At 66.7% G+C, this 22,579-nt stretch carries 20 protein-coding genes; 15 read left to right on the top strand and 5 right to left on the bottom strand.

Annotated features, from left to right (window positions below; genetic code table 11):
* Positions 1 to 48: 48 nt before the first annotated feature.
* From AC1RAD_RS31180 to AC1RAD_RS31160, 5 genes are all read right to left on the bottom strand, one after another.
* Positions 49 to 2,634, bottom strand: a complete 2,586-nt coding sequence (locus AC1RAD_RS31180) for a bifunctional aconitate hydratase 2/2-methylisocitrate dehydratase (RefSeq protein WP_492738978.1) — start codon at positions 2,632 to 2,634, stop codon at positions 49 to 51.
* Positions 2,635 to 2,727: 93 nt separating this feature from the next.
* The gene (locus tag AC1RAD_RS31175; protein WP_062479718.1) at positions 2,728 to 3,285 is read right to left on the bottom strand and encodes a hypothetical protein; all 558 of its coding nucleotides are present in this window, start codon (positions 3,283 to 3,285) and stop codon (positions 2,728 to 2,730) included.
* 23 nt (positions 3,286 to 3,308) lie between these two features.
* On the bottom strand, positions 3,309 to 4,328 hold the full coding sequence (locus tag AC1RAD_RS31170; RefSeq protein ID WP_492738977.1) for an HpcH/HpaI aldolase/citrate lyase family protein: 1,020 nt from the start codon (positions 4,326 to 4,328) through the stop codon (positions 3,309 to 3,311).
* Complete coding sequence (tam, locus tag AC1RAD_RS31165) at positions 4,325 to 5,113, bottom strand: trans-aconitate 2-methyltransferase (RefSeq protein WP_492738975.1); 789 nt, start codon at positions 5,111 to 5,113, stop codon at positions 4,325 to 4,327. The genes AC1RAD_RS31170 and tam overlap by 4 nt, the downstream gene beginning before the upstream one ends.
* Positions 5,114 to 5,128: 15 nt before the next feature.
* A complete protein-coding gene (locus AC1RAD_RS31160) occupies positions 5,129 to 6,115 on the bottom strand; it encodes a malate dehydrogenase (protein WP_042578072.1) in 987 nt (328 codons plus the stop codon).
* Between the two features lie 181 nt (positions 6,116 to 6,296).
* Here AC1RAD_RS31160 and AC1RAD_RS31155 point away from each other — a divergent pair, with 181 nt between their 5' ends.
* The 15 genes from AC1RAD_RS31155 (at position 6,297) to AC1RAD_RS31085 (ending at position 22,543) form a co-directional block, all read left to right on the top strand.
* Complete coding sequence (locus AC1RAD_RS31155; RefSeq protein WP_095746448.1) at positions 6,297 to 7,055, top strand: GntR family transcriptional regulator; 759 nt, start codon at positions 6,297 to 6,299, stop codon at positions 7,053 to 7,055.
* Between the two features lie 234 nt (positions 7,056 to 7,289).
* Complete coding sequence (sdhC, locus tag AC1RAD_RS31150) at positions 7,290 to 7,736, top strand: succinate dehydrogenase, cytochrome b556 subunit (protein ID WP_354342788.1); 447 nt, start codon at positions 7,290 to 7,292, stop codon at positions 7,734 to 7,736.
* Between the two features lie 13 nt (positions 7,737 to 7,749).
* On the top strand, positions 7,750 to 8,115 hold the full coding sequence (gene sdhD / locus AC1RAD_RS31145; protein WP_056572026.1) for a succinate dehydrogenase, hydrophobic membrane anchor protein: 366 nt from the start codon (positions 7,750 to 7,752) through the stop codon (positions 8,113 to 8,115).
* 6 nt (positions 8,116 to 8,121) lie between these two features.
* On the top strand, positions 8,122 to 9,930 hold the full coding sequence (gene sdhA / locus AC1RAD_RS31140) for a succinate dehydrogenase flavoprotein subunit (protein WP_095949551.1): 1,809 nt from the start codon (positions 8,122 to 8,124) through the stop codon (positions 9,928 to 9,930).
* 22 nt (positions 9,931 to 9,952) lie between these two features.
* On the top strand, positions 9,953 to 10,654 hold the full coding sequence (locus AC1RAD_RS31135; protein ID WP_062479706.1) for a succinate dehydrogenase iron-sulfur subunit: 702 nt from the start codon (positions 9,953 to 9,955) through the stop codon (positions 10,652 to 10,654).
* 24 nt (positions 10,655 to 10,678) lie between these two features.
* Positions 10,679 to 10,999, top strand: coding sequence for an FAD assembly factor SdhE (locus AC1RAD_RS31130; protein WP_062479704.1), 321 nt, complete (start codon positions 10,679 to 10,681; stop codon positions 10,997 to 10,999).
* A gap of 24 nt (positions 11,000 to 11,023) precedes the next feature.
* Positions 11,024 to 12,334 carry a citrate synthase gene (gltA, locus tag AC1RAD_RS31125; RefSeq protein WP_056572035.1) on the top strand — a complete coding sequence of 437 codons (1,311 nt, stop codon included), beginning with the start codon at positions 11,024 to 11,026 and terminating at the stop codon, positions 12,332 to 12,334.
* Positions 12,335 to 12,515: 181 nt separating this feature from the next.
* Positions 12,516 to 13,469, top strand: a complete 954-nt coding sequence (locus AC1RAD_RS31120) for a LysR family transcriptional regulator (protein WP_139702445.1) — start codon at positions 12,516 to 12,518, stop codon at positions 13,467 to 13,469.
* A gap of 48 nt (positions 13,470 to 13,517) precedes the next feature.
* Entirely contained in the window at positions 13,518 to 14,939 is a 1,422-nt protein-coding gene (gene leuC, locus AC1RAD_RS31115; RefSeq protein ID WP_070062267.1) for a 3-isopropylmalate dehydratase large subunit, read from the top strand.
* A 14-nt stretch (positions 14,940 to 14,953) separates the two neighbouring features.
* Positions 14,954 to 15,604 carry a 3-isopropylmalate dehydratase small subunit gene (gene leuD / locus AC1RAD_RS31110; RefSeq protein ID WP_062479700.1) on the top strand — a complete coding sequence of 217 codons (651 nt, stop codon included), beginning with the start codon at positions 14,954 to 14,956 and terminating at the stop codon, positions 15,602 to 15,604.
* Positions 15,605 to 15,647: 43 nt separating this feature from the next.
* On the top strand, positions 15,648 to 16,736 hold the full coding sequence (leuB, locus tag AC1RAD_RS31105; RefSeq protein ID WP_492738972.1) for a 3-isopropylmalate dehydrogenase: 1,089 nt from the start codon (positions 15,648 to 15,650) through the stop codon (positions 16,734 to 16,736).
* Positions 16,737 to 16,826: 90 nt separating this feature from the next.
* The gene (gene asd, locus AC1RAD_RS31100; protein ID WP_062479697.1) at positions 16,827 to 17,972 is read left to right on the top strand and encodes an aspartate-semialdehyde dehydrogenase; all 1,146 of its coding nucleotides are present in this window, start codon (positions 16,827 to 16,829) and stop codon (positions 17,970 to 17,972) included.
* A gap of 167 nt (positions 17,973 to 18,139) precedes the next feature.
* Positions 18,140 to 20,947, top strand: coding sequence for a FimV/HubP family polar landmark protein (locus tag AC1RAD_RS31095; protein ID WP_492738970.1), 2,808 nt, complete (start codon positions 18,140 to 18,142; stop codon positions 20,945 to 20,947).
* Between the two features lie 31 nt (positions 20,948 to 20,978).
* Positions 20,979 to 21,803, top strand: a complete 825-nt coding sequence (gene truA / locus AC1RAD_RS31090) for a tRNA pseudouridine(38-40) synthase TruA (RefSeq protein WP_492738968.1) — start codon at positions 20,979 to 20,981, stop codon at positions 21,801 to 21,803.
* The gene (locus tag AC1RAD_RS31085) at positions 21,800 to 22,543 is read left to right on the top strand and encodes a phosphoribosylanthranilate isomerase (protein ID WP_492738966.1); all 744 of its coding nucleotides are present in this window, start codon (positions 21,800 to 21,802) and stop codon (positions 22,541 to 22,543) included. The genes truA and AC1RAD_RS31085 overlap by 4 nt, the downstream gene beginning before the upstream one ends.
* Positions 22,544 to 22,579: the final 36 nt, after the last annotated feature.

Here is a 22,579-nt window from a genome sequence, read left to right as displayed (position 1 = left end):
GGGGCTTTTTCATGAGGCCGGCGAATCGCTCGCCGGCTGCTACGACCCTCAGGCCGTGACCGTGTCCGCCACGCCCTTGTAGTCCTCGATCTTGTCGAAGTTCAGGTACTGGTAGATCTGCGCGCTGGACGCGTCGATCACGCCCGTGGCGGCCATGTACTCCTCGCGGGTCGGGATGCGGCCCAGTCGCGAGCAGATGGCGGCCAGTTCGGCCGAGCCCAGGTACACGTTGGTGTTCTTGCCCAGGCGGTTCGGGAAGTTGCGGGTGCTGGTCGACATCACCGTCGCGCCTTCGCGCACTTGTGCCTGGTTGCCCATGCACAGCGAGCAGCCCGGCATTTCGGTGCGCGCGCCCGCGTTGCCGAACACGCCGTAGTGGCCTTCCTCGGTGAGCTGCTGTGCGTCCATCTTGGTCGGCGGTGCGATCCACAGCTTGACCGGGATGTCGCGCTTGCCTTCGAGCAGCTTCGACGCGGCGCGGAAGTGGCCGATGTTGGTCATGCACGAACCGATGAACACTTCGTCGATGGTGGCACCGGCCACGTCGCTCAGCGTCTTCACGTCGTCCGGGTCGTTCGGGCAGGCCACGATGGGCTCATGGATCTCGGCCAGGTCGATCTCGATGACGGCGGCGTACTCGGCGTCGGCATCGCCCTTGAGCAGCTGCGGGTCCTTGAGCCAGGCTTCCTGCGCGGCGATGCGGCGTGCCAGCGTGCGGGCGTCGGCGTAGCCTTCGGCAATCATCCACTTCATCAGCGTGATGTTGCTGTTGATGTACTCCTGGATCGGTTCCTTGTTCAGGTGCACCGTGCAGCCAGCGGCCGAGCGTTCGGCCGAGGCGTCGCTCAGCTCGAAGGCTTGCTCCACCTTCAGGTCGGGCAGGCCTTCGATTTCGAGGATGCGGCCCGAGAAGATGTTCTTCTTGCCTTGCTTGGCCACGGTCAGCAGGCCCGACTTGATGGCGTACAGCGGAATGGCGTTGACCAGGTCACGCAGCGTGACGCCGGGCTGCATCTTGCCCTTGAAGCGCACGAGCACCGATTCGGGCATGTCCAGTGGCATCACGCCGGTGGCGGCCGCGAAGGCCACGAGGCCGGAGCCCGCGGGGAAGCTGATGCCGATGGGGAAGCGGGTGTGGCTGTCGCCGCCCGTGCCCACGGTGTCGGGGGTCAGCAGGCGGTTGAGCCAGCTGTGGATCACGCCGTCGCCCGGACGCAGCGAGACGCCGCCGCGGTTGGCCATGAACTCGGGCAGTTCGTGGTGCATCTTGACGTCGACCTTCTTGGGGTACGCCGCCGTGTGGCAGAACGACTGCATGACGAGGTCGGCCGAGAAGCCCAGGCAGGCCAGGTCCTTCAGCTCGTCGCGGGTCATCGGGCCGGTGGTGTCTTGCGAGCCCACCGAGGTCATCTTGGGTTCGCAGTACGTGCCCGGGCGAACGCCCGTGCCTTCGGGCAGGCCGCAGGCGCGGCCGACCATCTTCTGTGCGAGCGAGTAGCCCTTCTTGGTGTCGACCGGGCTTTGCGGCAGGCGGAACAGCGTCGAGACGGGCAGGCCCAGGGCCTCGCGCGCCTTGGCCGTCAGGCCACGGCCGATGATCAACGGAATGCGGCCGCCGGCGCGCACTTCGTCGAACAGCACGTCGCTCTTGACCTGGAATTCGGCGATGACCTTGCCGTCCTTCAGGGCCTTGCCTTCGTAGGGGCGCAGCTCGACCACGTCGCCCATGTTCATCTGCGTCACGTCGAGCTCGATGGGCAGTGCGCCCGAGTCTTCCATCGTGTTGTAGAAGATGGGAGCGATCTTGCCGCCGAGGCAGACGCCGCCGAAACGCTTGTTCGGCACGAAGGGAATGTCTTCGCCGGTGAACCACAGCACCGAGTTGGTGGCGCTCTTGCGCGACGAACCCGTGCCGACCACGTCGCCGGCGTAGGCCACGAGGTGGCCGCGCGCGCGCAGGTCTTCGATGAACTTCACCGGGCCGCGCTTGCCGTCTTCTTCAGGGACGATGCCGGGGCGGGCGTTCTTGTGCATCGCCAGGGCGTGCATCGGAATGTCGGGACGCGTGGTGGCGTCGGGTGCGGGCGACAGGTCGTCGGTGTTGATTTCGCCAGCCACCTTGAAGATGCTGACGGTGATGCTCTTGGGCACTTCGGGACGGCTGGTGAACCACTCGGCATCGGCCCAGCTTTGCAGCACGCCCTTGGCGTGGGCGTTGCCCTTGTCGGCCTTTTCCTTGACGTCGTGGAACTGATCGAACATCAGCAGGGTCTTCTTCAGGCCCTCGGCTGCGACAGCGCCGACTTCGGCGTCGTCCAGCAGGTCGATCATGGGGCTGATGTTGTAGCCGCCGAGCATGGTGCCGAGCAGTTCAGTGGCGCGGGCGCGCGAGATGAACGCGTTCTTCTCGGTGCCGTGGGCCACGGCCGCGAGGTAGCTCGCCTTGACCTTGGCGGCGTCGTCGACGCCGGCGGGCACACGGTAGGTGAGCAGGTCCAGCAGGAAGGCGCCGTCCTTGGCATTCGCGCTCTTCAGGAGCTCGATCGCTTCGGCGGTCTGCTTCGCGCTCAAGGGCAGCGGCGGGATACCGAGCGCGGCGCGTTCGGCAACATGATCAACGTAGGCTTGCAACATCTTCTTTTCTCCGGAAACTAGGCTATCGGGCGTGCGCTGCGGTCTCGAGCGGCCAAGCAAGAGCCGCGCCGCACCCCGGGTTCGGTGCTCTTCTTACTTCTTGGCTGCGTCGGCACCTTCGAAAAGGGCCTTCGGGGGGTTCTTCTTCATCTCGTCGGCAAAGGCGACCTGAGCGGCGGTCTGGCATTCGTCGGCAATGCGCAGGCCGGCCTTCTGGTTCATCAGCATCGACTTGTTGCCCAGCTGGAGCCACATGGCGCCGGCACGCGGGTCTTCGAGGCGGATGGCGCCGGTGCGGCTTTCGACCGGGTGCATGCGGTACTTCAGGCCCTTGGTGGTCACGGTGAAGAAGCCGGGCTTCTTCTCGTCGGGCGTGACGGTCACGTCGGCGCCGAGTTCGCACTGGGCCTTGCCGATGGACACACGCTGCGCCACGGCCAGGTCGGACTCGGACAGCACGATGTTGGTGTCGTCGGCGATCGGCGTGACCTCTTCGACAGCCTTGGCCGCCTTGCGGGTGACCTGGCGCTTCGGCGGGGTCTTCTTGGCTTCGGCCTTGGCAGCAGCCGGCTTGGTGGCGGTGGCGTTCTGCGCCACGGCGGCGAAAGGCAGGGCCAGCGCAACGGCGGCGATCAGTGCAATTTTCTTCATGAGCGGGGTTCCTTCAGGCTGATTCAGTGGGTTTCAGGAGACCGCGATGCAAACCAGGCTTTCGCCTCGGAGGGCAACGCGCGCCCTGTTGCGTGGGCGCGCGTCAGGACCTGCCAGAAGTGGCGGTAGCTCGCGCGGTCGTGCAATGTGCCATCAATTTGTGTCGGTGCCCAATCCGCGTCTGCGGCTTTTGTAATGATTTTTGTGGCAATTTGAATCTGCGCCTCGTCGGGCGCGAAGGCCTCGAGGATCGGCCGGATCTGGTTCGGGTGGATGCTCCACATGCGCGTGTAGCCGAATTCGGTGGCCGCCTTGCGGGCCGCCAGGCGCATCGCCTCGGTGTCGTTGAACTCGGTGACCACGCAGTGCGAAGGCACCTTGCCGTAGGCATGTGCCGCCGAGGCCAGTGCCAGCTTGGCACGCACGACCAGCGGATGGCTGAACTGCCCCGCCGCGCCCATGCCGTCGGCGGGAATGGCGCCAGCATGCGCCGACACGAAATCCATGAGGCCGAAGCTCAGCGACTGCACGCGCGGATGCGCGGCAATTTCGAAGGCGTTGTGCACCGCCAGGGGCGATTCGATGAGCACGTGCAGCGGCAGCGCGCCGGCATCGGCGGCGTCGAGCGCGGCAACAGCCTGACACACATCGGCCACCGATTCGACCTTGGGCACCATGAGGTGGCTCAGCCGATGGCCGGCGCGCCCGGCGATGGTGACCACGTCGCCGGCAAAGGCCGGGTGATCGACCGGGTGCACGCGCACGCCGACGCGCATGCCGGGCTGGGCAGCCAACGCGAGCTCGGTGACGAGCGCGGCATGCTCCGCCTCGCCGCCGACCGGGGCGCCGTCTTCGCAGTCGAGGGTGACGTCGAACACGCAGGCGCCGAACTCTTCGGCCATCTCGGCCTGGAGCGCGAGGCTCTTCTTCATGCGGGCTTCGACGCCGCTGTAGTGGTCGCACACCGGCAGGGTCACGGCGCCGGCCTGTGCGCCGAGCAGCACGTCCGCGGGATGGGCGGCGGTGGCGATTTGGGTGGTCATGCGTCTTTTTTCTTGTGCGCCACGATGAACATGCGCGGGAAGGCGAGCAGGCGCTTGCCGTCGGTGCGCACCGGATAGGCCTCGTCCACCCGGCGTTCGTATTCGGCGAGATAACTCGCCTGCAGGTCGGGCGGCAGCCGGTCGACAAAAGGCTTCAGCCCGGTGCTACGCACCCATTCGACGATGGCTGCGGCGTTGGCCATCGGGTGCTGGTAGATGGTGTGCCAGACATCGACATGGGCCGCACGCGCGGCCAAGAGGTCGTAGTAGCCGCCGAGCGGCAGCAGCAAGGTGCGCAGCCTGTCGGCGTCGCCGATGGGCTCGGCCCAGGGCGCTTCGGCCGCCACCGCCCGCATCAGGCGGTGCGTGGGCTCCTGGCGGTTGTCGGGCATCTGGACGGCGAGCACGCCGCCCGGGGCCAGCGCGTCGAACAGGCGGGGGATCAGCGTCTCGTGATCCGGCACCCATTGCAGGGACGCGTTGGCATAAATGAGATCGGGCGCTTCTGTTTCACGCGGCGCCCAGGTCGCGATGTCGCTCAACTCGAAGCGCGCCGCCGGCAGGCGCTCGCGCGCGCTGACCAGCATGGCTTCGGAGTTGTCGGTGCCCGTGACCTGCGCCGTCGGGAACCGATGTGCCAGCAGCTCGGTGGAATTGCCCGGTCCGCATCCGAGGTCGACCACGCGGGCGGCCTCGGCAAGCGGGACCCGCGCCAGGAGTTCCTGTGCGGGCCGGGTGCGCTCGTCCTCGTAGCGACGGTAGAGCGCGGGGTTCCAGTCGAGCATGCGGGCGGGCTTGCTTTACAGCAGGTGAGCGACGCCGGCGCGTTCGCCTTCGAGCTCTTCGAGCGTCTTGTTGATGCGTTCCTGGCTGAAGGCATCGATCTCGAGGCCTTCGACCAGCTTGTACTCACCGTTTTCGCAGGTGACCGGGAAGCCGAACATCACGTCCTTCGGAATGCCGTACTGGCCGTCCGACGGGATGCCCATCGTGACCCACTTGCCGTTGGTGCCCAGGGCCCAGTCGCGCATATGGTCGATGGCGGCGTTGGCGGCCGAGGCAGCCGACGACAGGCCGCGCGCTTCGATGATGGCCGCGCCGCGCTTGCCGACGGTCGGCAGGAAGGTGTTGGCGTTCCATTCCTGGTCGTTGATCATCTTGGCGACGCTTTCGCCATTGATGGTCGCGAAGCGGTAGTCGGCGTACATCGTGGGCGAGTGGTTGCCCCAGACGGTGAGCTTTTCGATGTCGGCCACGGCCTTGCCGGTCTTGGCGGCGATCTGGCTGGCAGCGCGGTTGTGGTCCAGGCGCAGCATGGCGGTGAAGTTCTTGCGCGGCAGGTCCGGTGCCGACTTCATGGCGATGTAGGCGTTGGTGTTGGCGGGGTTGCCGACGACCAGCACCTTCACGTTGCGCGAGGCGACGGCGTTCAGCGCCTTGCCTTGTGCCGTGAAGATGGCGCCGTTGACGGCCAGCAGCTCGGCACGTTCCATGCCGGGGCCACGGGGGCGCGAACCGACCAGCAGGGCGTAGTCGGCGTCCTTGAAGGCGGTCATCGGGTCGCCGTGGGCTTCCATACCGGCCAGCAGCGGGAAGGCGCAGTCGTCGAGCTCCATCATCACGCCCTTGAGCGCCTTCTGGGCCTTCTCGTCGGGGATTTCGAGCAGTTGCAGGATGACCGGCTGGTCTTTGCCGAGCATTTCGCCGGAAGCGATACGGAACAACAGGGCGTAACCGATTTGACCGGCGGCACCGGTAACGGCAACGCGGACAGGCTTTTTGCTCATGGGAAGACTCCAGAAGGTGGTGAAACGGGTTAGCGCTCTCGTGGGGCGCCGCGGTCCAGCGGGGGGAAGCTTTCCCGCGGCGCGGGACCGGGCCGCATTTTAAGCCGATTCGACAAAGGCCGTCTTATGTCTTATATAAGATATCCTCTGGGGGTCCGCCACGGCGCACCCCACCGCTGCCATGAACACGCCCTCCACCCTCGACGAGCCCACGACGCCGTCCTTCAGTCCGCTCTACCAGCAGATCAAGACCCTGATCCTGCAGAGCCTGCAGGCCGGCGAGTGGAAGCCGGGCGAGCCCATCCCCAGCGAGATGGATCTGGCCGTGCGCTACCGCGTGAGCCAGGGCACGGTGCGCAAGGCGATCGACGAGCTGTCGGCCGAAAACCTGGTGGTGCGCCGCCAGGGCAAGGGCACCTTCGTGGCCACGCATGCCGAGCAGCATGTGCAGTACCGTTTTCTCAAGCTGGTGCCCGACGCCGGCAGCCCGAGCGCCGAAGGTCCGGCCGAGCGCACCATCGTCGACTGCAAGCGCCTGCGCGCCTCGGCCGACGTGGCGCGCGCGCTGAGCCTGCGCACCGGCGACGCCGTGCTGCAGGTGCGCCGCGTGCTCGCCTATGGCGGCGTGCCGACCATCCTCGAAGATCTCTGGCTGCCCGGCACGCCCTTCAAGGGACTCACGGCCGACCGGCTGCGCGCCTGGCCCGGCCCGATGTACGCGATGTTCGAGACCGAGTTCGGCGTACGCATGGTGCGCGCCGAAGAAAAGATCCGCGCCGTGCTGCCCGATGCCGAACAGGCGCAGCTGCTCGACGTGCCGCTGCAGATGCCGCTGTTGAGCGTGGAGCGCGTGGCGCACACGTACCACGACATGCCGATGGAACTGCGCCGCGGCCTGTACCGCACCGACACCCACCACTACCGCAACCAGCTGGGCTGATCCGATGGCGCCGAAGAACCTCGCCCGCGCGGGCACAAACGCGCACACTCAGCCCGCGCAACGCAACCTCGAGCCCCGAGCATCCGACTGGCGCAGTGCGTTGACTCCTGCGCGTCCGATGCGCGATGGTGCATTGCAATAGAATTTTGCGTTGTTTGCATTCCGCAGAAGAAACAAAAGCGTTCGCTCTCAGAACAAGCCAACAAGTCACAAAGCCACGAAAGCCATCTCCCTATGACAGAGCTTGCAACTCCCCCCCGGCCGCCGCGTCGCGAATTCCGGAACATCAACGCCTTCACCGATCTCACGACCTACCGGCTGCCGCCGGCCGGCATCGTGTCGATCCTGCACCGCGTGAGCGGTGTGCTGATGTTCCTGCTGATGCCCTTCATCATCTGGATGTTCGACACCTCGCTGTCATCTGACTATTCGTTCGCGAAATTCAAGTCTGCTTTCAACATCGGCGTCGGCTTCGCTCCGGGATGGTTCTTCAAGCTCGTCGCACTGGCCCTCATCTGGGCCTACCTGCACCACTTCATCGCCGGCCTGCGTCACCTCTGGATGGACGTGAGCCACTCCGCCGTGACGAAGGAATTCGGTCACAGCTCGGCCATCTTCACGCTGGCTGCGAGCGTCATCCTCACGCTGGTGCTTGGCGCCAAGCTGTTCGGCCTGTACTGAGAAGGAGCCCACCATGTCTGTGAATTACGGCTCCAAGCGCATCGTCGTCGGCGCGCACTACGGTCTGCGCGACTGGCTCAGCCAACGCATCACCGGCGCCCTGATGGCGCTGTTCACGATCATCCTGCTCGCGCAGGTGATCTTCTCGCGCGGCCCCATCGGTTACGACCTGTGGGCCGGCATCTTCGCCGCACAGTGGATGAAGGTCCTGACCTTCTCCGTGATCGTTGCCCTGCTCTATCACGTGTGGGTCGGCATGCGCGACGTGTGGATGGACTACGTCCAGCCTGTCGCCATCCGTCTCGTGCTGCAAGTTTTCACCATCGTCTGGCTTGTCGGTTGTGCGGGTTGGGCCATTCAAGTGCTTTGGAAGATCTGACCCACCATGACCTACACAAAAGAAAACATCACCAAGCGCAAGTTCGACGTCGTGATCGTCGGTGCCGGCGGCTCCGGCATGCGCGCCTCGCTGCAACTCGCCCGTGCCGGCCTCAACGTGGCCGTGCTCTCCAAGGTGTTCCCGACCCGTTCGCACACCGTCGCCGCCCAGGGCGGCGTGGGCGCCTCGCTCGGCAACATGAGCGAGGACAACTGGCACTACCACTTCTACGACACGATCAAGGGTTCCGACTGGCTCGGCGACCAGGACGCGATCGAGTTCATGTGCCGTGAAGCACCGAAGGTCGTGTACGAGCTCGAGCACTTCGGCATGCCCTTCGACCGCAACCCCGACGGCACGATCTACCAGCGTCCGTTCGGCGGCCACACCGCCAACTACGGCGAGAAGGCCGTGCAACGCGCCTGCGCCGCGGCCGACCGCACCGGCCACGCGATGCTGCACACGCTCTACCAGAAGAACGTCGAAGCCCGCACCCAGTTCTTCGTCGAATGGATGGCGCTGGACCTCATCCGCGACAACGAAGGCGACGTGGTCGGCGTCACGGCCCTCGAAATGGAAACCGGCGACCTGCACATCCTGCAGGCCAAGACCGTGTTGCTGGCCACCGGCGGCGCAGGCCGCATCTTCGGTGCGTCCACCAACGCGTTCATCAACACCGGCGACGGCCTGGGCATGGCCGCACGTTCGGGCATCCCGCTGCAGGACATGGAGTTCTGGCAGTTCCACCCCACCGGCGTGGCCGGCGCGGGCGTGCTGCTGACCGAAGGCTGCCGCGGCGAAGGCGCCATCCTGCTGAACAGCAACGGCGAACGCTTCATGGAGCGCTATGCGCCCACCCTGAAGGACCTGGCCCCGCGCGACTTCGTCTCGCGCTCGATGGACCAGGAAATCAAGGAAGGCCGTGGCTGTGGTCCCAACAAGGACTACATCCACATGAAGCTGGACCACCTGGGTGCCGACACCATCCACAAGCGGCTGCCGTCGGTCTACGAGATCGGCATCAACTTCGCCAACGTCGACGTCACCAAGGAACCGATTCCCGTGGTGCCCACCATCCACTACCAGATGGGCGGCATCCCGACGAACATCAACGGCCAGGTCGTCATCCAGAAGGGTGAAGACAACAGCGCCGTGGTCAACGGCCTGTACGCCGTGGGCGAATGCTCCTGCGTGAGCGTGCACGGCGCCAACCGCCTGGGCACCAACTCGCTGCTCGACCTCCTGGTGTTCGGCCGCGCGGCCGGCAACCACATCGTCGAGTTCAACGACAAGCTCAAGGAACACAAGGAACTGCCCAAGGATGCGGCCGACCGCACCCTGCAGCGCCTGAACGAGCTCGAAGCCTCCACCGGCGGCGAATACGCCCAGGACGTGGCCGGCGAGATCCGCGCCGTCATGCAGCAGCACGCCGCCGTGTTCCGCAAGCAGGCCTCGATGGACGAAGGCGTGGTCAAGATCGCCGCCGTGCGCGAGCGCGTCAAGTCGATCGGCCTGAAGGACAAGTCCAAGGTGTTCAACACCGCCCGCATCGAAGCGCTGGAAGTCGACAACCTGATCGAAGTGGCGCAGGCCACGATGGTCTCCGCCGCCGCCCGCAAGGAATGCCGCGGCGCCCACACGGTGGAAGACTACGAGCGTCCCGCGGACGACCCGGTCGCACCGCTGGGCCGCGACGACGCCAACTGGATGAAGCACACGCTCTGGTACAGCGCGGACAACCGCCTCTCGTACAAGCCCGTCAAGCTGCAGCCGCTGACGGTGGCATCCGTGCCGCCCAAGGTCCGCACGTTCTAAGAATATTTACAAGGTCCATACGATGAAGCGCACATTCCAGATCTACCGCTACGACCCGGACAAGGACGCCAAGCCCTACATGCAGACGGTCGAGGTCGAACTCGACGGCCACGAACGCATGCTGCTGGACGCCCTGATGAAGCTCAAGGCGCAGGATCCCACGCTGTCGTTCCGCCGCTCGTGCCGCGAAGGCGTCTGCGGCTCCGACGCGATGAACATCAACGGCAAGAACGGTCTGGCCTGCCTGACCAACATGAACACGCTCAAGGGCACCGTCGTGCTCAAGCCGCTGCCGGGCCTGCCCGTCATCCGCGACCTGATCGTCGACATGACCCAGTTCTTCAAGCAGTACAACTCGATCAAGCCGTACCTGCAGAACGACACCGTGCCGCCCGAGAAGGAGCGCCTGCAGTCGCCTGAAGAGCGTGAAGAGCTCGACGGCCTGTACGAGTGCATCCTGTGCGCGAGCTGCTCCACGAGCTGCCCGAGCTTCTGGTGGAACCCCGACAAGTTCGTCGGCCCGGCCGGCCTGCTGCAGGCCTACCGCTTCATCGCCGACAGCCGCGACGAAGCCACCGCCGAGCGCCTGGACAACCTGGAAGACCCGTACCGCCTGTTCCGCTGCCACACGATCATGAACTGCGTGGACGTGTGCCCGAAGAGCCTGAACCCGACCAAGGCCATCGGCAAGATCAAGGAACTGATGGTGCGTCGCGCCATCTGACGGTTTTTCCGAGAAGCCTTACTTATGTCGACCCCCGCCAACGCCCCCGATACGCTGCTCGGCGAACGTGCGCTGAGCAAGCTCAAGTGGCGTTGCCGGCGCGGCCTGCTGGAGAACGACCTGTTCATCGCCCGCTTCTTCGAGCGGCACGAATCCCACATGACCGTCGGTCAAGCGGGAGCGATGGAGACATTGATGGACCTGTCGGACAACGACCTCCTCGACCTGCTGCTGTGCAGAAAGGAGCCCGAGCCCGCATGGGCCGGGGCCGAGGTGGTCGCATTGCTGCAGCTGATGCGTACCGACGGCGCTCAGCGTCCTGCCATTTTTTCTCCTTCGTCCTGAATCCACCTCTGAAAGTAAACCGAAATGAAAGCATCCGATACCAAGGCCACGCTGTCGTTCAGCAATGGCGGCGACAACGTCGAACTGCCGATCTACAAGGGCACCATCGGGCCCGACGTGATCGACATCCGCAAGCTGTATGCACAGACCGGCATGTTCACGTACGACCCGGGCTTCATGTCGACCGCCGCCTGCCAGTCGGCCATCACCTACATCGACGGTGACAAGGGCGAGCTGCTGTACCGCGGCTACCCCATCGAGCAGCTCGCCACCAACTGCGACTTCCTCGAGACCTGCCACCTGCTGCTGTACGGCGAGCTGCCGGACGCCGGCAAGAAGGCCAATTTCACCAAGCTCGTGACCAACCACACGATGGTCAACGAGCAGATGCAGTTCTTCCTGCGCGGCTTCCGCCGTGATGCCCACCCGATGGCCATCATGACCGGCCTCGTGGGCGCCCTGTCGGCCTTCTATCACGACAGCACGGACATCAACAATCCCGAGCACCGCGAGATCGCCGCGATCCGCCTGATCGCGAAGATGCCCACGCTCGTGGCCATGGCCTACAAGTACACCGTCGGCCAGCCGTACATGTACCCGAAGAACGAACTCAGCTATGCAGGCAACTTCCTGCACATGATGTTCGCCACGCCGTGCGAAGAGTACAAGGTGAACCCGGTGCTCGAGCGCGCGCTCGACCGCATCTTCATCCTGCACGCCGACCACGAGCAGAACGCCTCGACCTCGACGGTGCGCCTGTGCGGCTCGTCGGGCACCAACCCCTTCGCGGCCATTGCAGCCGGCGTGGCCTGCCTGTGGGGCCCGGCCCACGGCGGCGCCAACGAAGCGGCGCTGAACATGCTGTACGACATCCAGCGCGAAGGCGGCGTGGAAAAGATCGGCGAGTTCATCAAGAAGGTCAAGGACAAGAACTCGAACGTCAAGCTGATGGGCTTCGGCCATCGCGTGTACAAGAACTACGACCCGCGCGCCAAGCTGATGCAGGAAACCTGCAACGAAGTGCTGACCGAGCTGGGCCTGGAAAACGACCCGCTGTTCAAGCTCGCCAAGGAACTCGAAAAGATCGCCCTGGAAGACGAGTACTTCGTGTCGCGCAAGCTGTACCCGAACGTCGACTTCTACTCGGGCATCGTGCAGCGCGCCATCGGCATCCCCGTGCCGCTGTTCACCGCGATCTTCGCGCTGGCCCGCACGGTCGGCTGGATCGCCCAGCTGAACGAAATGATCGGCGACCCCGAGTACAAGATCGGCCGCCCGCGCCAGCTGTTCGAAGGCTCGCCCAAGCGTGACGTGAAACCGATCTCGGCTCGCTGATCGACCGGCTGCGGAACCTCCGCTCCCTGAAAAAAGCTGCCTCCGGGCAGCTTTTTTATTGCCCGTTCGGCATGCCCCTCCTCGCCAGCCGGCAGCGAGGTCATCGCGCATCGCGATGGCAAGGGCTTCAAAACAGGAAGAAAATAGCAAAGTCATCGCCAAACGCGATGCCCAAGCCCCCATGAGCACGTCCGAACGCAACTTTGCCCGCCGCATCGACCTCACGTCGTTGCAGCTGTTCGTGGCCGTGTGCGAGCTGGGCAGCATCGGGCGTGCGGCGGAGCGCGAGTTCATTGCGGCCTCGGCCGTCAGCAAGCGGCTGTCCGACCTGGAGGCCACGCTCGGCACCGCCCTGCTCTACCGCCATGCGCGCGGCGTCGACCTCACGCCGGCTGGCGAAAGCCTGCTGCACCACGCCCGCTCGGTGCTCTACAGCCTCGAGAAGATGCAGGGCGAGCTCAGCGAATACGCCGACGGCGTGCGCGGGCACGTGCGGGTGCACGCCAACATCTCGGCCATCGTGCAGTTCCTGCCGGAAGACCTGGGCGTGTTCTCGCGCGCGCACGAGGCCATCAAGATCGACCTCGAGGAGCACCTGAGCAGCGAAGTGATCCGCGCGGTGCAGGAGGGCGCGGCCGACCTCGGCGTGTGCCACGTGGCCGGCGGCGCGGGCGAGTTGCAGAGCCTTTCGTACCGCCACGACCGCCTCGCGCTGATCGTTCCTGAGGGGCACGCGCTGGCCGCGCAGGACGCGATCGATTTCGTCGACTCGCTGGCCTTCGACCACGTCGGCCTGCACACCAACAGCTCGATCTACGTGGCGATGCACGAAGCGGCGCTGAGCGCCGGCCGCAGCGTGAAGCTGCGCATCCACGTCACGGGCCTGGACGCCATGTGCCGGATGATCGACAACGGCCTGGGCATCGGCGTGATGCCGCAGCGCGCCTTCGAACTCATGCACAACGGCATCGGCCGCGGCCTCGTGAGCGTGACGCTCAACGACGCCTGGGCGGCGCGCGAGATTCGGCTGGTGGCGCGCGACTTCTCCACCCTGCCGGTGGCGGCGCGCACGCTGGTGAACCACCTGCACGCGGCGGCCGACTCGGCCGACGCCACCGAACGACTCGCGGCCTAGACCGCCTCGACAGACAATCCATTTCCCCACGAAAGACAAGAGACCGACATGGCACGCACGCTCTACGACAAGATCTGGGACGAACACGTCGTCCACACCGAGGAAGACGGCACCGCGATCCTCTACATCGACCGCCACCTGGTGCACGAAGTGACCAGCCCGCAAGCCTTCGAAGGCCTGCGCGAAGCCGGCCGCAAGCTGTGGCGCATCAGCTCGGTGGTGGCCACCGCCGACCACAACACGCCGACCACCGGCTGGGAGCGCGGCTACGAAGGCATTGCCGACCCGACCAGCAAGGAACAGGTCACCACGCTGGACCACAACATCGCCGAGTTCGGCGCCGCCGCGTTCTTCCCGTTCCTGAGCAAGCGCCAGGGCATCGTGCACGTGATCGGCCCGGAAAGCGGCGCGACGCTGCCGGGCATGACGGTGGTCTGCGGCGACTCGCACACCTCCACGCACGGCGCGTTCGGCGCACTCGCGCACGGCATCGGCACCAGCGAGGTCGAGCACGTGATGGCCACGCAGACGCTGCTGGGCAAGAAGGCCAAGAACATGCTCGTGAAGGTCGAAGGCAAGCTGCCGCTGGGCTGCACGGCCAAGGACATCGTGCTGGCCATCATCGGCAAGATCGGCACCGCCGGCGGCACGGGCTACACCATTGAATTCGCCGGCTCGGCGATTCGCGACCTGAGCATGGAAGGCCGCATGACGGTCTGCAACATGGCCATCGAGGCCGGCGCGCGCGCCGGGCTGGTGGCGGTCGACGAAAAGACCATCGCCTACGTGAAGGGCCGCCCGCTCGCGCCCACCGGCGTCGAATGGGACCAGGCCGTGAGCTACTGGCGCACGCTGCAGTCCGACCCCGGCGCGACCTTCGACGCCGTGGTCGAGCTCGACGCTGCGCAGATCCAGCCGCAGGTCACCTGGGGCACCTCGCCCGAGATGGTGGTCGAGATCAACGGACGCGTGCCCGATCCCGACAAGGAAAAGGACGCCAGCAAGCGCAGCGCCATCGAGCGCGCGCTGGTCTACATGGGCCTGGAGCCCAACAAGGCCATGAACGACATCTTCATCGACAAGGTGTTCATCGGCTCGTGCACCAACAGCCGCATCGAGGACATGCGCGAAGCCGCCGCCGTGGTGAAGAAGCTCGGCCAGAAGGTCGCGAAGAACGTGAAGCTCGCGATGGTCGTGCCCGGTTCGGGCGTGGTGAAGGAACAGGCCGAGCGCGAAGGGCTCGATGTGATCTTCAAGGCCGCGGGCTTCGAATGGCGCGAGCCCGGCTGCTCGATGTGCCTGGCGATGAACGCCGACCGCCTCGAGCCCGGCGAGCGCTGCGCATCGACCAGCAACCGCAACTTCGAAGGCCGCCAGGGTGCCGGTGGCCGCACCCACCTCGTGAGCCCGGCCATGGCCGCCGCTGCCGCGGTGCACGGCCACTTCGTCGACGTGCGCACCTTCGCCTGATCTGGAGACATCACATGCAGAAATTCACCGTGCACAAGGGCCTCGTGGCCCCCATGGACCGCGAGAACGTCGACACCGACGCGATCATTCCCAAGCAGTTCCTCAAGTCGATCAAGAAGACCGGCTTCGGCGTGAACCTGTTCGACGAGTGGCGCTACCTGGACGCCGGCTTTCCGGGCCAGGACCCGGCCAGCCGCAAGCCGAACCCCGACTTCGTGCTGAACCAGCCGCGCTACGCCGGCGCCTCGGTGCTGCTGGCGCGCAAGAACTTCGGCTGCGGCTCGTCTCGCGAGCACGCGCCGTGGGCCCTCGACCAGTACGGCTTTCGCGCGATCATTGCGCCGAGCTACGCCGACATCTTCTTCAACAACAGCTTCAAGAACGGCCTGCTGCCGATCGTGCTGCCCGAGTCGCAGGTCTCGCAGCTGTTCGACGAAGCCTTCGCCTTCCCGGGCTATACGCTGACCATCGACCTGGAACGCCAGGTGGTCGTGAAGCCCGACGGCCAGGAGTTCGCGTTCGACGTGCAGGCCTTCCGCAAGTACTGCCTGATCAACGGGCTGGACGACATCGGCCTGACGCTGCGCCACAAGGACAAGATCAAGGCCTTCGAGACCGAGCGCCTGGCGCAGAAGCCCTGGCTCGCGCACACGATGATCTCGTGATCGGCGGCATTTCCGTTTTCAAGAAAAAACCTCAGACCAACTTATGAAAATCGCAGTTCTCCCGGGTGACGGCATCGGCACCGAAATCGTGGCGGAAGCCGTCAGGGTGCTCGAAGTCCTCGACCTGAAGCTCGAGATGGAATCGGCACTGGTCGGCGGTGCGGCCTACGAGGCGCACGGCCACCCGCTGCCCGATTCGACGCTCAAGCTCGCGAAGGAATCCGACGCGGTGCTGTTCGGCGCCGTCGGCGACTGGAAGTACGACAAGCTCGACCGCCCGCTGCGGCCCGAGCAGGCCATCCTGGGGCTGCGCAAGAACCTGGGCCTGTTCGCCAACTTCCGTCCGGCCATCTGCTACGAGCAGCTGGTGGGCGCCTCGAGCCTGAAGCCCGAGCTGATCGCGGGCCTGGACATCCTCATCATCCGCGAGCTGACCGGCGACATCTACTTCGGCCAGCCGCGCGGCCGCCGCATCGCCACCGATGGTCACTTCCCCGGCGCTGAAGAGGCCTTCGACACGATGCGCTACTCGCGCCCCGAGGTCGAGCGCATCGCCCGCGTGGCCTTCGAGGCCGCCCGCAAGCGCAGCAAGCGCGTGACCAGCGTGGACAAGGCCAACGTGCTGGAGACCTTCCAGTTCTGGAAGGACATCGTGACCGAGGTCGGCAAGGAGTACCCGGACGTCGAGCTCGACCACATGTACGTCGACAACGCGGCCATGCAGCTCGTGAAGGCGCCCAAGAAGTTCGACGTGGTGGTCACCGGCAACATGTTCGGCGACATCCTCTCGGACGAGGCCGCGATGCTCACCGGCTCCATCGGCATGCTGCCCTCGGCCTCGCTCAATGCGAGCAACCAGGGCCTGTACGAGCCCAGCCACGGCAGCGCGCCCGACATTGCTGGCAAAGGGGTTGCCAATCCTTTGGCTACAATCCTGTCCGCTGCCATGATGCTCCGCTTCTCCCTCAACCAGCCCGAAGCTGCCGACCGTATCGAGTCGGCGGTCAAGCACGTGCTCGCCTCCGGGCTGCGCACGGGCGACATCTGGTCCGAAGGCACGAAGCGCGTCGGCACCCGCGAAATGGGCGACGCGGTCGTAGCAGCCATCACCAAAAAGACGATTACCGGCTAACCGCAGCCCGCTTCGTCACGCCCTCCCCCGGCCGACGAGTCGGGGGCAAAAAAGACTGATTTTTTCTTTCTTCACTAAGGGCAAACTGAAATGGCGAACGCATCCAAGCAACCTCTGGTCGGCCTCGTGGGCTGGCGCGGCATGGTCGGCTCGGTCCTCATGGACCGCATGCAGGCCGAAGGCGACTTCGGCCTCATCGAGCCGGTCTTCTTCTCGACCTCGAACGCGGGCGGCAAGGCCCCGGCGATGGCCAAGAACGAAACCACGCTCAAGGATGCGAACGACATCGAGGCACTGAAGAAGTGCGACATCGTCATCACCTGCCAGGGCGGCGACTACACCAGCGAGGTGTTCCCCAAGCTGCGCGCCGCCGGCTGGAACGGCCACTGGATCGACGCGGCCTCCACACTGCGCATGAACGATGACGCGATCATCGTGCTCGACCCCGTCAACCTGCCCGTGATCCAGAACGCGCTCGCCAAGGGCGGCAAGAACTGGGTCGGCGGCAACTGCACCGTCAGTTGCATGCTCATGGGCGTGGGCGCCCTCTACAAGGCCGGCCTGGTCGAGTGGATGACCAGCATGACCTACCAGGCGGCCTCGGGCGGCGGCGCGCAGCACATGCGCGAGCTGCTGACCCAGTTCGGCACCCTGAACGCCGAAGTGCGCGCGCTGCTCGACGACCCGAAGTCGGCCATCCTCGAGATCGACCGCAAGGTGCTGCACAAGCAGCAGAACCTGAGCGCCTCCGAAATCGCCAACTTCGGCGCGCCGCTGGGCGGCTCGCTGATCCCCTGGATCGACAAGGACCTGGGCGATGGCATGTCCAAGGAAGAGTGGAAGGGCGGCGCCGAGACCAACAAGATCCTCGGCCAGGGCGCGGGCTTCGGCACCGCCGCCACGCCGGTGGACGGCTTCTGCGTGCGCATCGGCGCGATGCGCTGCCACAGCCAGGCCCTGACCTTCAAGCTCAAGAAGGACGTGCCGGTGGCCGACATCGAAGCGATGATCGCCGCCGACAACCCCTGGGCCAAGGTCGTGCCGAACACGCGCGAAGCCACCGTGAAGGACCTGACGCCGGTGGCCGTGACGGGCACCATGGACATCCCGGTCGGCCGCATCCGCAAGCTGGCGATGGGCCCCGAGTACGTCGGCGCCTTCACCATCGGCGACCAGCTGCTGTGGGGCGCGGCCGAACCGCTGCGTCGCATGCTGCGCATCTTGCTCGAAGCCTGATGCGGGCAGCTCAGGGCCTTGAAATACAAAAATGTTGCCAAAAGGCAACACAGGATGTCATCGGAAGTATGCGCGCACTGGGTAGATCAGGCGCATTGCCTTGTCAGTGCATGGTGATGATGCTAACGTCCTCTTACAAATTCAGGGCCTGAGCCGCCCCTATCAGCATGACAAGACATCTGTTGCCCGCGGCCCGCCCTTCGGCCGCCCGCCCCGCCCTGCCGTCGAATGGCTGGCGCCTTTCCATCCTGGGTGCCGCTGCGGCCCTGACGCTGGGACTGGCCAGCGCCGACGCCAGCGCCTTCGCTCTGGGACCGCTGCGGGTGCAGTCGGCACTGGGCGAACCGCTGCGCGCCGAGATCGATGTCACTGAAATGGCCGCCAACGAGGCGGAAGGCCTGAAGATCAACATCGCCACGGCCGAAGCCTTCAAGAACGCAGGCATCCCGTACAACGCGGCCCTCGGCGACGTGAGAGCCACGCTGCAGCGCCGCGCCGGCGGCCAGTACGTGGTGCGCCTGGCCGGCAACCGCCCGCTCAACGATCCCTTCATCGACCTGCTGCTCGAAGCCAATGGCGCCTCGGGCCGCATCGTGCGCGACTACACCGTGCTGCTCGATCCGCCGGCCACGCGCCAGGCGGCAGCCGCGCCGGTCGCGCCCATCGCACCGCAGATCGCCACGCCGGTCGAGCGCCCCGCGCCCGCCCCGCGCGTGCGCCGCGAACCCGCGCCCGCGGTCGCTGCAACGCCCGCACCCGCGGCAGCAGCACCGGCCCCTGCGGCCGCACCGGCTCCTGCGCCGGCACGTGCCGCCGTCGCAGCCCCCAGCGGCGGCAGTGGCGAGCAAGTCACGGTGCGCCGTGGCGACACCGCCGGCAAGATCGCCTCCGCCCACAAGCCCGCCGATGTCTCGCTCGACCAGATGCTGGTCGCGCTGCTGAACGCCAACCCCGACGCCTTCGTCGGCGGCAACGTCAACCGGATGAAGGCCGGTGCCGTGCTCGACCTGCCGAACGCCGCCGCAGCGAGCGCCGTGCCAGCCGCTGACGCGCGCCGCACGATCACCGCGCAAAGCCGCGACTTCGGCAGCTACCGTCAGCGCCTCGCCGAAAACGCCCCGACCACCAACGTGGCCGCCGCGAGCCGCCAGGCCTCGGGCAAGCTGCAGGCCAGCGTGGAAGACCGCAATGCCGCCGCCAGCGCACCCGACAAGCTCACGGTGTCGCAAGGCAACGCCGCCGCGCGCGCCGCCGATGAAAAGGTCGCGCAGGCCCGCCAGGCGCAGGACAGCAGCAACCGCGTCGCCGAACTCACGAAGAACATCAACGAGCTGAACAAGCTCAAGGCCGGTACCGGCACGGGCACCGGATCGTCCGCTGCCGCCGCAGCGCCCGCAGCGCCGGCCACCACGCCCGGCATCGCCGTTCCCGCACCGCTGACCGGTGCCACGACGCCGACGCCAGCGGTCGCGGCCGCTCCTGCACCCGCCGCGGCCCCTGCCGCCGCAGCCACCGCACCGGCAACGCCGGCGCCGGCAGCCGCGCCCGCTGCAACGCCCCCGGTCGCCGCGGCCTCCGCTGCAGCACCCGCCGCGGCCGCCGCACCGTCGGCCACCGACGCAGCCGCCCTGCCCGTGGCAGCCGCAGCCAGCGCTGCAGTTGCAGCCGCCGCGCCTGTCGTCGCGCCCAAGCCCGTGGTCAAGGCGGCACCGCCGCCGCCCCCGCCGGAGCGCAGCTTCCTCGACGAGCTGCTCGACAACCCGCTGATGCTCGCCGGCGCCGCGCTGATCGCGCTGCTGGTCGGCTTCCTGCTGTACCGCGTGCTGGGCCGCCGCCGCGAAGAAATGAGCGAAAGCGTGTTCCTCGAGAGCCGCATTCCCAAGGACTCGTTCTTCGGCGCCAGCGGCGGCGAATCGGTCGACACCAAGAACCGCGGCGACTCCACCGTGTCATCGCTGTCGTACTCGCCGAGCCAGCTCGATGCGGGCGATGTCGACCCGGTCGCCGAAGCCGACGTCTACCTCGCCTACGGCCGCGACCTGCAGGCCGAGGAAATCCTGCGTGAAGCGCTGCGCCTGAACCCGGACCGCACCGCCATCCACCTGAAGCTGCTCGAAATCCACGCCAAGCGCCGCGATGTGCGCGCCTTCGACGGCCTGGCCACCGAAGTGCACAAGCTGACCAACGGCGCGGGCTCCGAATGGAACCGCGTGGTCGACATGGGCAAGGACCTCGACCCGGGCAACCCGCTGTACGAATCGGGCACGGGCACCGCGCGAGGCGCCAGCCAGGCCGAAACCGCGGCATTCGCCGGCGCGCTGGCCGCTGCCGCCAAGCCGGCTGCCGCAGTCGCAGCCGCAGCCGCCGTCGTGGCACCGCCGCCCCCGGCCGCACCGCCCGTGGCGTCGGCCCCGCCGGCCTTCATGCCCTCGGTCGCGCCGCTGGACTTCAACCTCGACCTGACCCAGCCGCCCGCACCGGCGCCCGCTCCGGTGGGCGCCAGCCTGCCGAAGTCGGTCTACGCGCCGACGGCCGCACCGGCCCCGCTGAGCAACGGCCACGCCGCGGCACCTGTCGATCTCGAAAACGATTTCGACACGGCTCCCGGCGCCCTGACTGCCCACACGCGCCCCTCGTCGCTGAACGACGCGGAGCACAACACCCGCCCGGCCATGCTGCGCGACACGCTGCCTGCCGACTCGGGCTTCATCGAGTTCGACATGAGCGCCCTCGCCGGCCTGCCGGCCCGCTCCGCCGCCGCCGAAGCACCGCGTTCCGCGGCCGTGGCCACCTCGCCGTCCGCCCTGGACGACGACGGTGACGACAACCCGCACGCCGTGAAGCTTTCGCTGGCCCGCGAACTGCAGGCCATCGGCGACGTCGAAGGCGCCCGCTCGCTGGTCGAGGAAGTCGAAGCCGAAAGCGCCGGCGACCTCAAGTCGCAAGCCAAGCAACTGCTCGCCGAACTGCGCTGAGCCGGTTGCCGACTGCCCTTCTGATCGCTTCGTGAGGCTGGCACTCGGCATCCGCTACAACGGCCAGGCATACGAGGGCTGGCAGAGCCAGCGCTCGGGCCGCACGGTGCAGGACAAGCTCGAAGCCGCCCTCGCGAAGTTCGCCGGCCTGTCCGCCGGCAGCCGGGTCAGCACGCTGTGCGCCGGCCGCACCGACGCCGGTGTGCACGGGCTGATGCAGGTGGTGCACTTCGACACAGACATCGAACGCGACCCGTTCTCCTGGATGCGCGGCACCAACCGCTACCTGCCCGACGACATCGCGGTGCAGTGGGCGCACCCGGTGCCCGAGGAATTCCATTGCCGCGCCAGCGCCCTGGCGCGCCGCTACGTCTACGTGCTCTCGCAGTCGCCCGTGCGGCCCAGCCTCGATGCGGGCCGGGTCGGCTGGTCGATGTACCCGCTCGACGGCGATGCGATGCGCGCCGCGGCGGCGCTGCTGGTGGGCCGGCACGATTTCAGCTCGTTCCGCGCCTCTGCCTGCCAGGCCCTCTCGCCGGTCAAGGACCTGCGGCGCCTCGAGATCACGCGCGTGGGCGACGGCGAGCGCTGCCGCTGGCATTTCGAATTCGAGGCCGACGCCTTCCTGCACCACATGATCCGCAACCTGATGGGCAGCCTGGTGCGCATCGGCCGCGGCGACGAGCGGCCCGAATGGATCACCGAGGTGCTCGAGGCGCGCAGCCGCAAGGTCGCGGCGCCCACCTTCTCCGCCGACGGCCTGTACTTTCTCGGCCCGTTGTACGACGCCAAGTGGGGTCTGCCGGCCGAGGCCACGTTCCAGGGCGCGCGGGCTTCGTATGATGGCCCGCCATGACATCCCCCGCTCCTCTCGCTCCGCGCACCCGCATCAAGATCTGTGGCCTCACGCGTGAGGCCGACGTGGACGCGGCGGTCGAGGCCGGCGCTGACGCGATCGGTTTCGTGCTCTACCCGAAGAGCCCGCGCGCCGTGAGCGCCGAGCGCGCCGCCGAACTGGCCTCGCGCCTGCCGCCCTTCATCACGCCCGTGCTGTTGTTCGTGAACGCGGACGCTCCCGAAGTCCTGGCCTCCCTGGCCCGCGTGAAAGGCGCCATCGCGCAGTTCCACGGGGAAGAAACGCCCGAACAGTGCGAGGAAGCCACCGGCCCGGGACGCTTTCGTTACATGCGCGCCGCCCGGATTCCGCTGGGGGCTGCCGGGGCCGGCTTCGACCTCGTAAAATACGCGTCCGATTACTCCCGCGCCCAGGCCATCCTGCTCGACGCCCATGTCGAAGGTTATGGCGGAGGCGGCAAGGCTTTCGATTGGTCACTTCTTCCACCCGCCGTCGACGCTCACCTCGTCTTGAGTGGTGGGCTCACACCTGCAAACGTGAGCGATGGCATTCACTGCCTGCGGACGCGCTGCAAGACGCTGTCCGTTGATGTGAGTTCGGGCGTCGAAATCGACGGTCCCGGGCACAAGGGCCTCAAGGACGCCGGAAAGATCCGGGCATTCGTCGCCGCCGTGAGAGCCGCAGATGCGGCGAACACTGTCAAAGCCTCGGCTGCCGACGCTTCGTCCTTCTCCAGTTAGCCGCCGCACCCGATCGCATTCGGGCTGCGGCCCATC

The organism is Variovorax sp. GW823-FHT04B03, assembly GCF_058796495.1.
Note: the sequence above shows the minus strand (reverse complement) of the source record. Positions and strands in the feature narration are given on the sequence as shown.

Bases quoted from the DNA above. Each gene is read 5' to 3' on its own strand.
- AC1RAD_RS31155 (WP_095746448.1), top strand. From the start codon at position 6,297: ATGAACACGCCCTCCACCCTCGACGAGCCCACGACGCCGTCCTTCAGT.
- AC1RAD_RS31130 (WP_062479704.1), top strand. From the start codon at position 10,679: ATGTCGACCCCCGCCAACGCCCCCGATACGCTGCTCGGCGAACGTGCG.
- AC1RAD_RS31170 (WP_492738977.1), bottom strand. From the start codon at position 4,328: ATGACCACCCAAATCGCCACCGCCGCCCATCCCGCGGACGTGCTGCTC.
- AC1RAD_RS31160 (WP_042578072.1), bottom strand. From the start codon at position 6,115: ATGAGCAAAAAGCCTGTCCGCGTTGCCGTTACCGGTGCCGCCGGTCAA.
- sdhA (WP_095949551.1), top strand. From the start codon at position 8,122: ATGACCTACACAAAAGAAAACATCACCAAGCGCAAGTTCGACGTCGTG.
- tam (WP_492738975.1), bottom strand. From the start codon at position 5,113: ATGCTCGACTGGAACCCCGCGCTCTACCGTCGCTACGAGGACGAGCGC.
- AC1RAD_RS31095 (WP_492738970.1), top strand. From the start codon at position 18,140: ATGACAAGACATCTGTTGCCCGCGGCCCGCCCTTCGGCCGCCCGCCCC.
- leuD (WP_062479700.1), top strand. From the start codon at position 14,954: ATGCAGAAATTCACCGTGCACAAGGGCCTCGTGGCCCCCATGGACCGC.
- AC1RAD_RS31135 (WP_062479706.1), top strand. From the start codon at position 9,953: ATGAAGCGCACATTCCAGATCTACCGCTACGACCCGGACAAGGACGCC.
- sdhD (WP_056572026.1), top strand. From the start codon at position 7,750: ATGTCTGTGAATTACGGCTCCAAGCGCATCGTCGTCGGCGCGCACTAC.
- sdhC (WP_354342788.1), top strand. From the start codon at position 7,290: ATGACAGAGCTTGCAACTCCCCCCCGGCCGCCGCGTCGCGAATTCCGG.
- AC1RAD_RS31175 (WP_062479718.1), bottom strand. From the start codon at position 3,285: ATGAAGAAAATTGCACTGATCGCCGCCGTTGCGCTGGCCCTGCCTTTC.
- asd (WP_062479697.1), top strand. From the start codon at position 16,827: ATGGCGAACGCATCCAAGCAACCTCTGGTCGGCCTCGTGGGCTGGCGC.
- AC1RAD_RS31120 (WP_139702445.1), top strand. From the start codon at position 12,516: ATGAGCACGTCCGAACGCAACTTTGCCCGCCGCATCGACCTCACGTCG.
- leuC (WP_070062267.1), top strand. From the start codon at position 13,518: ATGGCACGCACGCTCTACGACAAGATCTGGGACGAACACGTCGTCCAC.
- AC1RAD_RS31180 (WP_492738978.1), bottom strand. From the start codon at position 2,634: ATGTTGCAAGCCTACGTTGATCATGTTGCCGAACGCGCCGCGCTCGGT.
- gltA (WP_056572035.1), top strand. From the start codon at position 11,024: ATGAAAGCATCCGATACCAAGGCCACGCTGTCGTTCAGCAATGGCGGC.
- AC1RAD_RS31085 (WP_492738966.1), top strand. From the start codon at position 21,800: ATGACATCCCCCGCTCCTCTCGCTCCGCGCACCCGCATCAAGATCTGT.
- leuB (WP_492738972.1), top strand. From the start codon at position 15,648: ATGAAAATCGCAGTTCTCCCGGGTGACGGCATCGGCACCGAAATCGTG.